14 protein-coding genes and 1 pseudogene are annotated in these 12,814 nt (G+C 60.0%); 6 read left to right on the top strand and 9 right to left on the bottom strand.

The genetic code is table 11. The annotated features are described in order from the left end of the window. Nucleotides 1–24: 24 nt before the first annotated feature. A complete protein-coding gene (locus tag NO934_RS20235) occupies nt 25–339 on the top strand; it encodes a nuclear transport factor 2 family protein (protein ID WP_309164034.1) in 315 nt (104 codons plus the stop codon). Nucleotides 340–529: 190 nt separating this feature from the next. On the opposite strand, the gene NO934_RS20240 is transcribed toward NO934_RS20235, so the two are convergent. Both NO934_RS20240 and NO934_RS20245 read right to left on the bottom strand, forming a co-directional pair. Next, entirely contained in the window at nt 530–1,360 is an 831-nt protein-coding gene (locus tag NO934_RS20240; protein ID WP_309164035.1) for an alpha/beta hydrolase, read from the bottom strand. Between the two features lie 39 nt (nt 1,361–1,399). Then, nucleotides 1,400–2,191, bottom strand: a complete 792-nt coding sequence (locus NO934_RS20245; protein ID WP_309164036.1) for an alpha/beta hydrolase — start codon at nt 2,189–2,191, stop codon at nt 1,400–1,402. A 117-nt stretch (nt 2,192–2,308) separates the two neighbouring features. Here NO934_RS20245 and NO934_RS20250 point away from each other — a divergent pair, with 117 nt between their 5' ends. Beyond that, nucleotides 2,309–3,253: a LysR family transcriptional regulator gene (locus NO934_RS20250; protein ID WP_309164376.1), complete on the top strand. Its 945-nt coding sequence runs from the start codon at nt 2,309–2,311 to the stop codon at nt 3,251–3,253. Between the two features lie 137 nt (nt 3,254–3,390). Beyond that, nucleotides 3,391–4,512, top strand: a complete 1,122-nt coding sequence (locus NO934_RS20255) for an alkene reductase (protein WP_309164037.1) — start codon at nt 3,391–3,393, stop codon at nt 4,510–4,512. Between the two features lie 300 nt (nt 4,513–4,812). Here the strand turns inward: NO934_RS20255 and NO934_RS20260 are convergent. The 4 genes and pseudogenes from NO934_RS20260 to NO934_RS20275 form a co-directional block, all read right to left on the bottom strand. Further along, nucleotides 4,813–5,570: pseudogene (locus tag NO934_RS20260) on the bottom strand (class I SAM-dependent methyltransferase). Beyond that, the gene (locus tag NO934_RS20265; RefSeq protein ID WP_309164038.1) at nt 5,567–5,863 is read right to left on the bottom strand and encodes a dihydrofolate reductase family protein; all 297 of its coding nucleotides are present in this window, start codon (nt 5,861–5,863) and stop codon (nt 5,567–5,569) included. Before NO934_RS20265 ends, NO934_RS20260 begins: the two are co-directional and overlap by 4 nt. Further along, complete coding sequence (locus NO934_RS20270) at nt 5,860–6,129, bottom strand: hypothetical protein (protein ID WP_309164039.1); 270 nt, start codon at nt 6,127–6,129, stop codon at nt 5,860–5,862. The genes NO934_RS20265 and NO934_RS20270 overlap by 4 nt, the downstream gene beginning before the upstream one ends. 47 nt (nt 6,130–6,176) lie before the next feature. Further along, nucleotides 6,177–6,788 carry an alpha/beta hydrolase gene (locus NO934_RS20275; RefSeq protein ID WP_309164040.1) on the bottom strand — a complete coding sequence of 204 codons (612 nt, stop codon included), beginning with the start codon at nt 6,786–6,788 and terminating at the stop codon, nt 6,177–6,179. A gap of 48 nt (nt 6,789–6,836) precedes the next feature. Between NO934_RS20275 and NO934_RS20280 the strand changes: the two genes are divergently transcribed. After that, entirely contained in the window at nt 6,837–7,352 is a 516-nt protein-coding gene (locus tag NO934_RS20280) for an Lrp/AsnC family transcriptional regulator (protein ID WP_309164041.1), read from the top strand. A 314-nt stretch (nt 7,353–7,666) separates the two neighbouring features. On the opposite strand, the gene NO934_RS20285 is transcribed toward NO934_RS20280, so the two are convergent. Further along, the gene (locus tag NO934_RS20285) at nt 7,667–8,128 is read right to left on the bottom strand and encodes a MarR family winged helix-turn-helix transcriptional regulator (RefSeq protein ID WP_309164042.1); all 462 of its coding nucleotides are present in this window, start codon (nt 8,126–8,128) and stop codon (nt 7,667–7,669) included. Between the two features lie 80 nt (nt 8,129–8,208). Here NO934_RS20285 and NO934_RS20290 point away from each other — a divergent pair, with 80 nt between their 5' ends. Both NO934_RS20290 and NO934_RS20295 read left to right on the top strand, forming a co-directional pair. Then, entirely contained in the window at nt 8,209–9,369 is a 1,161-nt protein-coding gene (locus tag NO934_RS20290; RefSeq protein WP_309164043.1) for an FAD-dependent oxidoreductase, read from the top strand. A 326-nt stretch (nt 9,370–9,695) separates the two neighbouring features. Beyond that, nucleotides 9,696–10,052, top strand: a complete 357-nt coding sequence (locus NO934_RS20295; RefSeq protein ID WP_309164044.1) for a hypothetical protein — start codon at nt 9,696–9,698, stop codon at nt 10,050–10,052. Nucleotides 10,053–10,355: 303 nt separating this feature from the next. On the opposite strand, the gene NO934_RS20300 is transcribed toward NO934_RS20295, so the two are convergent. After that, a complete protein-coding gene (locus NO934_RS20300) occupies nt 10,356–10,844 on the bottom strand; it encodes a GNAT family N-acetyltransferase (RefSeq protein ID WP_309164046.1) in 489 nt (162 codons plus the stop codon). A gap of 305 nt (nt 10,845–11,149) precedes the next feature. Continuing rightward, nucleotides 11,150–12,724, bottom strand: a complete 1,575-nt coding sequence (locus tag NO934_RS20305) for a serine hydrolase (RefSeq protein ID WP_309164048.1) — start codon at nt 12,722–12,724, stop codon at nt 11,150–11,152. Nucleotides 12,725–12,814: the final 90 nt, after the last annotated feature.

Consider the following 12,814-nt stretch of genomic DNA (forward strand, 5'->3'; position numbering starts at 1 on the left):
CACAACGCAGACGGAGACACCGCGATGACACACAACTTGCCCCAGCCAATTGCCCGATATTTTGCTGCAGGCTCACCCCAAGAGATTACCGATTGCTTTGCCGATGGCGCCGAAGTTTTCGATGAGGGGCGCAGGCACCATGGCCGAGACGAGATCCTACGCTGGCGAGAGGAGGTCTCTAAGATCAGCTTCGACCAGGAAATCCTGTCCGTGCGCGGGGAAGGCGAGACATTCGTCATCAAGTGCCAGGTATCGGGGTCGTTTCCTGGCAGCCCCATCGAACTCGACCACATTTTCGTCTTGAGTGGCGACAAGATCGGCTCGCTTGGGATCGAGTGAGTAAACACCTCCTGAGCCATAGTTTCTGGAGTGAGGCGATATCCCGCTTGGCTGTTACAAACCCAATCCCGATGCGGATGTTGGACGGACGCAAACATGGCGCGCCCGTCCAGTTATTTGAAGCCGCGCTTTGATTGACAGTGGCTGCCGCTTTGGATGCGCATATGTAGGTAGGCTGCAGAGCAAGTGGTCAGCCGCGGAAGAATGCCAGGAGATCTGGATTTATGATCTCCGGATGAGTGGACGCCATGCCGTGGGATAGTCCTTCATAGGCCTTGAGGGTGCCGTTCCGGAGGAACTCCACCGCCCGTGGACCATGATTGTCGAAAGGCACGATCTGGTCGTCCGTCCCATGCATGACGAGAACCGGCACCGTGATGGCCCTGAGATCTCCAGTGAAGTCCGTTTCGGAAAATGCGGCGATGCAATCATATTGCGCCTTGGCCCCGCCGGCCAAACCCTGCCGGGACCAATTGTCGATCAGTCCCAGGCTCACCTTGGCGCCTTGACGATTGAAGCCGTAGAAGGGTCCGGAGGCCACGCTGCGATAGAACTCGGCTCGATTGGCAATCAGTGCCGTGCGAAAGCCGTCGAAAACGTCGAGCGGCAGGCCCCCTGGATGAGCATCAGTCTTGAGCATGATCGGCGGAACGGCCCCGATCAGAACGGCTTTGGCCACTCGGCCGGGCTCGGCTCTTGCAACATATCGGGCCACCTCGCCACCGCCCGTTGAGTGGCCGACATGAATGGCGTTATCGAGTTTGAGGGCGGCAGCCAGTTCAGCAACGTCGGCAGCATAAGTGTTCATTTCGTTGCCGGTGTCGGTCTGGCTCGAGCGGCCGTGCCCGCGGCGGTCGTGAGCGATGACGCGGTAGCCCTTCTCAAGGAAATAGAGCAACTGAGCGTCCCAATCGTCGCTCGAGAGCGGCCAGCCGTGATGGAAAACGACGGGCTGCGCGTCCTTGCTGCCCCAGTCCTTATAGAAGATCTGGGCGCCGTCCCTGACGGTAATAGTAGACATCATTGTCTCCTTTGGTTCGGGGGTCGGTGGCGATGGCCGTCAATTGACGGCCACCTCCACAGCTTGAGCAGCGGTGTCGATCGTGTCCGCGACGACCTGCGGTTGCGTCATGAAGACCGAATGGCTCGCGGGCACCTCGGTGATGGTGGCGCCGATCCGCTGAGCCATGTGCCGAACCATGGCGAGATCGAAGGCCTTGTCTTCTGTCGCGATGACGGCCCAGCTCGGCTTGGTGCGCCAGGCAGCGTTTTCAAGTGCGGTGCTGAACACGGACATGTTCACGGGCACCTGCGAGTCCCTGAGGAAGGCGGCGTCTTCATCGCTTGCATCATGTGCAAACCCGGACTTGAACTTGTCGGGATTGAGAAAACCGTAGCCGTCCTCTCCGATGTCAATGACGAACTCGGGTGTGGCGGCGAAGCCTTCATATTGCTGCCCGGTCGTTTCACCGGCATCGGGGGAAAGCGCGGCGACATAGACGAGGCCCGCCACATTGGGATGGACACCGGCTTCGGTAATCACGGTTCCACCCCATGAGTGACCGACCAGGATTGTCGGGCCGTTCTGCCGTTCGAGCACGCGCCATGTGGCCGCGACGTCGTCGGCAAGCGAGGTCAAAGGGTTCTGGACGATGGTCACGTGATAGCCGCGGGCCGTGAGGATGTTGTAAACGCCACGCCACCCGGAGCCGTCGGCGAAGGCGCCATGGACGAGAACGACGTTGCGGATGGTTTGGTCGGCCGGGATCGTGTCCTCGCCCTGCACTCCGGGGGCGGTCGAAAGTACCGCAGCCGCGGTAGCGGCCAGCACAGTCTTGGTGATCGAGTTCATTGGGTCTCTCCTTGGTTGTGCGATAACTGCCATCGCAAAACCAAGTGTAAGTTTGCCCCATCTGCGCTACTACTGACGCAGTGTGTGAAGCATGCTAACGCAGTTCGTGAGGATGCAATGAATTCCGAGAGCCTCGAAGTATTCCTCAGTGCGGTACGAACCGGAAGTCTGTCAGGGGCGGCGAGGCATTTGAGGCTGACGCCAATGTCTGCGACCCGACGCCTGGCCAGGCTCGAGGAAGAGCTTGGCGTTCGCCTGTTTCATCGCTCATCGCGGTCTTTGGCGCTGACGCCGGAAGGGGAAGCCTTTCTTCCCTTCGCAGGCGAGATTGTCGACACACAGGACGCGGCACGCGAAACGCTGAACCCCAAAAAGGGACGCGCAAAAGGTCTCCTCAGGGTCACCGCGCCAATCACGCTGGGCCGCAAGCGCATCATGCCGGTCGTCCACGATCTGATTGAAGAACATCCCGAACTCCGGATCGACCTCGATCTCAATGATTCCATCGTCGACATCATCGCATCGGGCGTGGACCTGGCTATTCGTATTGCGCCGCTCAAGGATTCCGGACTCATCGCGAGGCGCCTCGTGGATAACCCCAAGCTGATCTATGCAGCGCCGAGCTATCTCGACCGCTACGGCGCGCCGCACACCATCGAGGAATTGGAACACCACGAGTGTCTGACCTTTTCCAATTTTACACATTGGCAGTTCCTGGTCGATGGTCAGGAGCGCTCGGTGCGCGTTCACAGCCGCTTTTCGTCCAGCGGTGTGGATGGCTTTCTTGCCGCCTGCGTTGCTGGTCTGGGACTTGCCCAGCTATCGGCCTGGGACATCAAGGATGAACTCGAAGCAGGCACCCTCGTCCATGTTCCCTTGGATGGCGCCTCTCCTCGAGACCTCGCCATCTGGGCGGTCTATCCCTCGAGGCGCCAAGTCTTGCCCAAGCTCCGCGTGTTCCTCGACCGCCTGGCCGAAAGCCTGCGGAACGATGGCAACGGTAAAATCAGTCGGCATGTCGGAAACGGCGCTTCAGGCCACAGCGCATCTGACGCCGGCTAGGCGGTCACGTCAGAAAGAACCGTGTCTTCGTCGCCTCAGCATAACGAAATTCGGTAGACAGGTTCACCTGATCTGCTCGTAGTACCCCAATTCGTGAACGCTTAACTGCTCGGCATCGCATTCAAACGAGGCCGATCATGAAAGCAGATCCTTTTTTCCAGCCGATCAGACTGGGAGCCCTTGACCTCAAGCACCGCGTCGTCATGGCACCCCTTACGCGCATGCGCGCACAAGAACCAGGCAACATACCTCATGCCCTCAATGCCGAATATTACAGTCAGCGTGCCAGCGATGGCGGTTTGCAGATCACCGAGGCGACTGACATCAGTCCCCAGGCGCGCGGCTATCGCCGAGTGCCAGGCGTGTTCACAACCGAACAGATCGCCGGCTGGAAGACCGTCACTCAAGCCGTGCATGAAAAAGGCGGCCTGATCGCCAATCAGATCTGGCACGTGGGACGTGTGTCGCACTCTTCGCTGCAACCCGATCATGCGCGTCCGGTGGCGCCATCGGCCATCGCGGCGCCAGGAACGATAACAGATTCCCTTGGGGTATCGGTGCCATTCGAAACGCCACGGGCCCTCGAGCTCGATGAGATTGCCGGCATCGAGGCCGATTTCGTCCAAGCTGCGATCAATGCACGCTCGGCTGGTTTCGATGCTGTCGAGCTCCACGGGGCAAATGGCTATCTGATCGACCAGTTCCTCAACAATGGCAGCAATATGCGAAGGGACCAATATGGTGGTTCGATCGAGAATCGCGCCCGCTTCCTGCTCGAAATCGTCGATGCCGTTGCAGCCGCAATAGGGCAGGATCGGGTTGGCGTCCGGCTTTCGCCTTGGTCTGGAATACTGGGGATGGCCGACAGCGATGGCGCCCGGCTCTGGCTGTACGTCATCAGCGAACTGGGCAAGCGCCAGATCGCCTATCTACATCTGATCGAACCACGGGCCGACTTTACCGATGACGAAAAACCCCTGAACATGAGTGCGCCAGACGTGGCCTCGCTGTTCAAAAAGACGTTCAACGGTCCGACCGTCTCGGCGGGCGGCTATCAGCCGGACACCGCACGTGCAGCCATTGCATCGGGAAAAGCAGACGCCATCGCCTTCGGCCGCCCCTTCATCGCCAATCCGGATCTGCCAGATCGGTTGCGCACAAATGCCCCCCTCAACAGGCATGTCCGCGCCACCTTTTACGGCGGAGATGCGCTCGGTTACACCGACTACCCATTTCTCGAAACGCTAGCGAATGAGTGACGAACGTTGGGAGGCGGCGCCATCTAGAAATTGTGTTGGCTCAGTCACTGAGAGTGATGCCGCCGTTCTCCTCCGACATGGCTTGAAACGACAGTGGAAAAAACGGCCGAACGGCGGCTTTCTCCATTCCTCGCCGAGACCGTCCAATCATGGTCAAAGGAGAACTTCGATGGGATACTCACGATATGATACTGCAGCCCGAGGACGGGCTGCTTGGAATGCAGGTAAGACTGTTGGGACAAAGCGCCCTCTAACGCAGAAGCAGATCTGGGCGATCCGTTTCTTCCTGGAGATCCGACGTTAAGGCTTCCGCGCCGCAACCAGCCACGCCCGGGAATCGAACAGCACGCCGTCCGAGGTGAGATGCGACGCGAGCAAGGCGCGTAGTCGCTGAGAGACATCCTCGTGCCCGGCGCCCTTCTGGTCATCTGCCATGAACAGGCCGGCCACGGCGTCATTGGCCGCATCGATGTCCGCACCATAGAAGACGGGCTCATGCACTTCCGCAAACTCGACCGACGCAAAACCGGCCTTTGTCAGAATATCCCTCGTCACTACCGGGTCAGAAAGCGAGAATGCGGCAGCGCCCGATGGCTCGGTCCCTGGAGCCACGGTGTTCGAAATGGCGGTAGCCCATTCGTTGCGATCTGCGGGTTGCCACACCATGAGCACCAAGCGGGCGCCGGGGCGCATTGCCTGGCCAATGTTGGCGAATGCGGCGACGGGGTCGATGAAGAAATCACGCCGAAACGGCTTATGCACACATCGAAGTGTGCTGCGGGGAACGCCTTGGTCTGTGCATCACCCAGCTCGAACGCGACGTTATGCAGTCCTGCATCTGTGCTGCGCCGGCGGGCGACCTGCAGCAGCGCGTCCGAGATGTCTATGCCGAGGGCGCTTCCTTCCCGGGCGATGCGGGCGGCGTCTCGAGTGCTCTGTCCCGCGCCGCACCCGACATCGAGTACACGGTCGCGCGGGCCGATCCTCGCAGCAGACCGCAGGTGTTCGTTGTGGCGGCTCAGTTCGGCATCGTAGAAGTCGGCGCGGTTGAAGGTCATGCCGACATTCCGGCATTTCGGGGGACATAGCGCAGGAACACCATACCGGTGGCGTAACGGCGCTCTTCGACAAGGTCGAGATCCAGCCGCCCTTCGATGTCCTTGAACACGGGATTGCCCGCACCAAGGACCACCGGAATGCAATAGAACGCGTATTCGTCGATCAGTCCCGCTTTAATAAAATGCGCCGCCAGCGTCGGACCGGCGACGGCGATGTCCTTGCTCGCTTCCGCCTTGAGGCGCCGGATGTCCTCCGGCCGGAACTCGCGCACGACCTGCGTCTTGTCGCTCAAGGCCCGGTCCAGCGTCGACGAAATGACCAGCTTGCCCAGTCCCTTCCAGAGACGGGCGAATTCGCCTGCGTGGCCCGACCGCTTTTCTGTTCGTCGTAGGTTTCCCAAAAGACCCTGGCTTCATGCATGCGCCGGCCGTAGATTTCGGGGCCGCTCCTGCGCATCTCGTCATTGATGAACGCAAGGACGTCATCGTCGAACTGACTCGACGGATCGGCCACGAAACCGCCCAGCGACATCATCATCCCGTATGTCAGCTTGCCCATCTTTCCCTCCTTCGGTTTCGATTCGCCGTAGCGGATCGGAGTGTTTGTCATTCCGGCGATTGACGGCCGTGCCGGATGTCCTGGGCGATGTGGCTCAAATCATTGTTGAGCTGATGATCCCGATCCGCGAGAAGGCGGGCCGACGCGTGCGTAATGGCCCGGGTGTAAAGTTCCATATGCCTGGGCGGAACTTCCTCGTCCGCGGTGCCGTGGTAGAGGAGCACCGGGACGTCGGCGCGAAGCTCATCGGCCAGGTGTGTCGTGGGGTCCGTCTCGTCGGCAGGCCACCCGCCTTCGCCGAGAAATGGTGCCGCGATAAGAAAGACCGCGCTCCATTTTTGCTTCGGCCGGTATTCGGCGACGGCATGGATGAGGAATGTGCCACCGATCGAGTGACCGATGAGGATCGCATTGTCGTCCAGCTCATCGAACTGCTTGAACAGCGCCGCCTTCCAGCTGGGATAGAGCGGTTCAGCCTCGTTCGGCATTCGTGGATAGCGGACGTCGTATTGCGGGCCGAGCCGGGCCTCAAGGCTGCGGACGAGCTTGTTGTCCCATGCGTCGTGCACGCATTCGCCGGCGCCTTGTACGAATAGAATCTGCCTGGACATGTTCGGTTCTCCTCGTTGCGCATGAATGTCGAGGCGCGCTAACATCATTCGGCATAAGTATCCAACAGCAGAATAGCATTCAAAGAAAGGGCAGGAATGTCGAACGTGAGAAAAACAGATGCCATTCGGCCGGAGGCTGCGACACGCCGCGCGCTCGATGCATTGGACCGAAAAATATTAGGCGCCCTGACCGTGGACGCCGGGACCGGATACGCAGAGCTCGGCCAGAAGGTCGGCCTCTCGGCCCCGGCGGTCCACGACCGGGTCAAGAAGCTGCGGGCATCGGGCTGTGTGCGCCGAACGGCGGCGCTGCTGGATGGACCTGCCATCGGCAAGCCGCTCCTCGCATTCGTTCATGTCGATACCGCCGGCTGGTGCGCGACGAAGGAGCTCATGTCGATCGCCGAGTTGCCGGAAGTGGAGGAAATCCACTCGGTAACGGGCGACACAAGCATGTTGATCAAGGTGCGCTGTGCTTCGAGTCGCGCGCTCGAAGCCCTTCTCGCGCGTCTCTATGCGGCCCCGAACGTAAAGAGCACCAAGAGCTACATCACTTTGTCGACCTATCTCGAACGCCCGGCACAGGCCGATATTACGGAGTTCGAGGAGTAGAGCTCCCTCGTTCTTGTGTGAGTCCGCACTGATGTGGAGAGGATCGATATACCCCCAAAAGGAGTGACTTCGAAAGACACGGAGAGTCTGGGTGGGACACGCAATGCGGCTTCGGAGCGAGGCTGAAAGAGCGGCCCTTCGGGGGCTGGACGTTCGTTTTGTATCTCGCTGCTTATAGTCCTGTCGCCACAGCAGCACATTCATCGCTGCCCTATGCCGATGAATGGTGATGGCCACGGAGCCATCGCGCTTGTCGGTGCTGGTCCGGGGCATGCCACGTCCTCCGATTGCAGCGGTCAGGCCGACCGCGTGCCCTAGCTGTCGGATGTTTCGAGCTTGACCCGCAGGTGCGAGAGGACACGCTGCGCCGCTGCGATGTCCTCTTCAGTCATGCCCTCGGCCAGCGCCTCGACAAGCGGGTTATAACGGCTCAGGGCAGCGGCGTATGTCTCCTTCCCCTTCGGGGTCAGCACAACCAATTGTGCCCGCTTGTGGTGAGGGTTCGGCTCCAGTGCGACCAGACCGTCAGCGAGCAGGTCGTTGACGATGCGCTGCACGTTTTGCCGGTTGGCACCCATGTCGCGCGCCAACCAGGCGACCGGCTGCGCACGATCGGCCTGGGTGATCGCCCCCAGGATTTGCCAGCGGGCGCTGGTGAGGCCGAGCGGCGATACGATCCGGTCTCCCCAGGCCAGCGTTAGGTTGTTGGCCCGGAACATTGTCAGAATCAGATCTGTCAGTGCTTGGGCTCTCGGCTTCGGGTCAGCTGTTGTCATTTGTCTCCATATGTCTATATTGACATGATAATGTCAATCATGATGTTAAATGACGATAGCGCACCCAAGGACCCAAGGCCATGATAAAACTCATTCACCCCATCGCCGGTATACTGGCGATGCTGACCATCGCCACCTTCTGGCTATCGACGCTCATTAGCGAACTGTCCGGGTCACATGCCGCGATCGTTGCGGTGAAGACCGCCATCCCTTGGGGCTTGCTGCTGCTGGTGCCCTCACTTGTTGCAGTGGGGGGATCCGGCTTGGCGTGGTCAAAGGGGAACCGCACTGGTCTCGTGGGCGCCAAGCTGCTCCGCATGCCCTTCATCGCTGTCAACGGGATGCTTGTGCTGATCCCCTCGGCGTTGTTCCTCGCGTCCAAGGCGAGGGCAGCCGAGTTCGACGGGTGGTTTTATGGCGTTCAAGCTGTCGAGCTGGTGGCAGGCGCCGCCAATCTGATGCTGCTGGGCATGAGCATGCGGGATGGCCTTCGACTTTCCAAGTGGCGCCGCAAGAGCCTGCTCAAGCCGTCGACGGCTTACAGAACAAGACTCCTCGTGCGTGAGGAGGAGACCGAAGGCACAACGACCTTCCACTTCGAACGACCCGCCGGGTTCCAGTTCAAGGCTGGGCAGGCGATCTATTTGACCTTGCCCGCATCGATTGGCGCCGACAACAGGGGCCGGATGCGCACTTTCTCTTTATCCAGTTCGCCGCATGACCGGGACCTCACGATTACGACTCGCGTCAGCGATAGCGCATTCAAGAAAGCCTTGCAGGCGCTTCCGCTCGGGACCGAAATCGAGCTCTCAGGTCCCTATGGCAACATGGTGCTGGACGAGAGGCGCCCCGCCGTCTTCATCGCCGGCGGCATCGGCATCACGCCATTCCGCAGCATGATCCGTGACGCAATCGAGCGAGGGCTCCGGCAGAGGATGGTTGTCTTCTACAGCGTTCGCAAGGCGGAGGACGCGGCCTTCGTCGGCGAACTGGAAGCATTGGCCGAACACAATCCGCGCTTCGAACTGGTGCCCACGATCACCGGTCCCGGCGAGGTGCCGCCGGGCTGGCAGCGTGGAAAGGTCACCAACGAAATGATCTCGCGCCATGCTGGCGATCTTGCGGATCAGACCTTCTATGTCGCGGGGCCACCAAAGATGGTGGAGGGTCTAAAGCAGATGCTTCTTGCTTCAGGGGTAGCGACGGCCGATTTCCACATTGAGGAGTTCACCGGCTACTGATGACTGGTTTCGGCCAGACCGTCGCAGCTCACAACGGCTGAAAAGGAGGCGGGAGTTGCCGCTCCCACCCCGATCTCCATTTACCCGCAAAAATGGGGTGGATAGCGGAAGGTCGCCTTCCCGGCAGCGAACCTATAAACAGACTTGGCAGGATCGGCAGCAAAAAGGTTTGCACGTGGCGCTCAGTATTACACAAGCTCGGCCGGGTCTCGAAGAAGTGTTCGAACTGGACCGCATCTGCCTTCGCGAGCCCGGCGGCGATCCATTGGATATGATGGCGCATCGTAAAAAGTTGGAGCAGTCGATACCCCAATCGGAATGGGGAAGTGTCCGCAGAGATGGTCAACTTGTGGCTTACGCTTACCTATGGCCGCTGGCGAACGCCGACTGGTTTGTTGGCGGACTTCTCATTCATCCACGCCACAGGACCCGCTCCCACGGTCACAGCTCTGAGCCAGACCATTTCGGACCTTCTGGAAAAGATCAACGCCGATCGGCTCAAGAGCCACGTTCTGCGCAGCAACACCGCCTCTCTGCGACTACACAAGCGACTGGGTTTCGAGATCGAAAAGGAAAGCGAGATCGCGATCGCATTTTCAGCGGACTGCGCGCCGCTGCTGAGACTCCTTGGAGCCTCGCGTCGGCTGGCGAATGAGAGGCAGCTTTCCGCATTACCGGATTAGGCGGGGAATGTCTTAGTGGGGTCGGTGGCCGTCATTAAGATCATATTCCTCCATTAACGGCAGCTATTCGACCTGGACCGTAAAAGTGGTCGGTCCGGAAACCGCCCCGATTTTGCCAATGCGTTAGCCATGGAAGTCCTTCGGTGAATGGCGGATAGGGTGGTTTTCGGACAGGCAGCTTTAAGGTTGGCAGTGGATGAAGTGGTCATTAGGTGTTGCAGAAGTGGTCGCGCAAAATCGACCTCTGCACCCGACTTTTGCCTTGAACTTCCTCTAAAAATTCAGCGCCGCCGTAGGTCGCCCTTACAGGCGCTTGAAATATCGGGCGACCGGCCAGCGTTCAAATCCAGAAGATTCATAGAGGTGGCGAGCGGGTGCGTGTCCTGTGTCGCCGCCAGTTTCAACCATCACCATCGTCATTCCGGCTTTGCGAATTTTTCCATTCGCAAAGTCCATCAACGCCTTGCCTATACCTTCCCGTTGATGATTGGGCGACACGGCGATGATGTAGATCTCGCCCATCTGATCCTTCGGATGGATCCGAATCCCGATGAAACCGACCAATTCGTCATCTTGGAGGGCCAGCCAATTATTTTGCGGTTCGTCCTCCAGAAGTGAAACCACATCGGCGGTTTGTCGCGCCTGCCATCCTTGGGGGTAGAAAGCGTCATAGACGAATCTAGGCACTTCGTTTTCGGTCTTAGCAAAAACCGGGGACCAGGCTCCGATCGTAAGGGCAACAACAGCGTCCTGAAACTCGGAACGATAAGGAATGATCTTCAAGTTACTCATGTCTGCCACGATATCAGCAGAAGAGCGGATGTCCGCAAGGTGGTGCCCCTGTTTGAAAAAAAATCCTGAAACCCGCGACAGCCCCAGCCATCTTAGCGCCCGCCTTAAGGCACGTCATTCACGACGATAATCGGCGGACATGGCGTCGGTTGAGATTGGCCGGTGTGGAGAGCCACCATCTCCCCACGATCTCGGTCGCCAGAAGCGCTGCCTCGATGGCGGCGACAACTGGCCAGCATCCAAGTCTCGCGTGCTTCGTGAGGACTGTCAGGCCTCATTCTCGCTTCACTCAACGCTCTCACCGGTCAGTCCCAGTGCCCGAGCCCGTTCTCGTCCAGATAGTCCACGACAAGGCCCGTAGCGCGGGTTCCGTTATGGTTGAAGCGCACCGAGGAGAGCGAGCCGGCAGGAGCATTCTCATTGCGCGGTGCAAGGGCAAAGACGTGCCCGTCCCAGTGTTGGAGCAGGAAGGCGAGGGGCGTTGGCCCCAGCGAGAGCATCAGTTCCCCGTCCTCAACCGTGATCTCGGCCGGACCGAAATAGGCGCTCTCGAAACTGCCCGTATAGCTGTCTAGAGGGGCATGTGCTTCGGGCGCCTGCGGCGGCTCCTGGCCGGCCAGGTCGCCCACCGGTTCGAACAGGACGCTCATGAGCGAATTATAGGCCTCATACCAGTCACGCGTGACGGTGCCGAACTGGACGATGTCCATGAAGCTGTTACCGATGGCTTCCACTGCCCCCACTGGGGCGCCATTTGACAGCACCACAAGGCCGAGCTTCTGTTCGGGCATGATCTGGAAATGCGTCCCCGCGCCCAGCATGAACGCGCCCGAATGATTCATTGTTGGCCGGCCGGTAGCGCTGACGCTGACGTTGAACCCAAAGCCATATGCGCCTGAACGCTCCGCGAAATCCCCCGCTGGTGCGTTGATAACCTGCGGCCGCAGCGCCGGTAGCAGGGCGTCCGGCGAAAAGATGTCCTCTCCCTCATGGTGCCCCCCAGCCAGAAGCAGGGCCAGCCACCGTGCCAGGTCGCCGACGGTTGAGGAAACTCCGCCGGCGGGCGCCTGGGCATCGGGCTGCCGGTCGTAGAGCGGCTGGAAGGCACCGTCCTCGAAAGCATGCAGATGGGCTCGGTCAGGCGCTGTCAGATAGTCGGAGTGCCGGTAGCTTGTGGCTTCCATGCCAAGAGGGGCGAACAAGAGTTCCTCGGCCAGCGTCTCCCAGGTTTCTCCATAGGCGGAAGCCACAGCTTCGGCAGCAATGGTGGTGCCGTAGTTGGCGTAGTTGTAGGAAATCCGGAACGGGTCCAGAGGCACCAGGGCAAGCCGCTCTATGATGGTCTGCCGGTCGAAGCCCAGATCCTCCAGTTCGTCCCCGGCGGCGGCGGGCAGGCCACTGCGATGGGCGAAAAAATCGCCGATCGTGGCGCGCTCTGCCACATAGGGATCGGACAGCGAAAAGCCGGGAAGGTGGGACGAAACTGAGTCATTCCATGCCAGCCGCCCCTGGCTTACCGCGATGGCGGCAATGGTGGCGGAGATGGATTTAGACACAGAGGCAATCTGGAACACTGTATTAGCATTGACTGGCGCGCCCGTGCCCAGATGGCGCACGCCAAATCCCTCGAGGAACACTGTTTCGCCCTCATGAACCACAGCGACAGCCATTCCGGGCACGCCGCTGCGCTCCATCACGTCGCCAACCAGTGCGGGCAAGGCTTCGATCGCTGCGGCAACCCCGCCATCCGCAAGTATGGCGGTGTCCCCGGCCGGGCTAGCCCCCAGGGTGACGCCTTCTGCCGGAGCTGCCTCCGAAGCTACCAGCCCCAGTCCAGCCACCAGACCGCCGCTCAAGATCGTCGCAAGATACCTTTTCATGGTTCCCCCAAACCCTGTGTGTTCTTACTGGCGCATGATGAGGGCTGAATCGGAACGGTGCAAGACCGGGGGCGCCGATGGCACGGCCGG

Source organism: Pelagibacterium sp. H642, assembly GCF_031202855.1.
Classification (GTDB): Bacteria; Pseudomonadota; Alphaproteobacteria; order Rhizobiales; family Devosiaceae; genus Pelagibacterium.

Excerpts from the sequence above, each read along its gene's own strand:
- NO934_RS20300 (WP_309164046.1), bottom strand. The coding sequence starts at position 10,844 with ATGAGTAACTTGAAGATCATTCCTTATCGTTCCGAGTTTCAGGACGCT.
- NO934_RS20270 (WP_309164039.1), bottom strand. The coding sequence starts at position 6,129 with ATGGGCAAGCTGACATACGGGATGATGATGTCGCTGGGCGGTTTCGTG.
- NO934_RS20245 (WP_309164036.1), bottom strand. The coding sequence starts at position 2,191 with ATGAACTCGATCACCAAGACTGTGCTGGCCGCTACCGCGGCTGCGGTA.
- NO934_RS20250 (WP_309164376.1), top strand. The coding sequence starts at position 2,309 with ATGAATTCCGAGAGCCTCGAAGTATTCCTCAGTGCGGTACGAACCGGA.
- NO934_RS20240 (WP_309164035.1), bottom strand. The coding sequence starts at position 1,360 with ATGTCTACTATTACCGTCAGGGACGGCGCCCAGATCTTCTATAAGGAC.
- NO934_RS20235 (WP_309164034.1), top strand. The coding sequence starts at position 25 with ATGACACACAACTTGCCCCAGCCAATTGCCCGATATTTTGCTGCAGGC.
- NO934_RS20255 (WP_309164037.1), top strand. The coding sequence starts at position 3,391 with ATGAAAGCAGATCCTTTTTTCCAGCCGATCAGACTGGGAGCCCTTGAC.
- NO934_RS20290 (WP_309164043.1), top strand. The coding sequence starts at position 8,209 with ATGATAAAACTCATTCACCCCATCGCCGGTATACTGGCGATGCTGACC.
- NO934_RS20305 (WP_309164048.1), bottom strand. The coding sequence starts at position 12,724 with ATGAAAAGGTATCTTGCGACGATCTTGAGCGGCGGTCTGGTGGCTGGA.
- NO934_RS20280 (WP_309164041.1), top strand. The coding sequence starts at position 6,837 with ATGTCGAACGTGAGAAAAACAGATGCCATTCGGCCGGAGGCTGCGACA.
- NO934_RS20275 (WP_309164040.1), bottom strand. The coding sequence starts at position 6,788 with ATGATGTTAGCGCGCCTCGACATTCATGCGCAACGAGGAGAACCGAAC.
- NO934_RS20285 (WP_309164042.1), bottom strand. The coding sequence starts at position 8,128 with ATGACAACAGCTGACCCGAAGCCGAGAGCCCAAGCACTGACAGATCTG.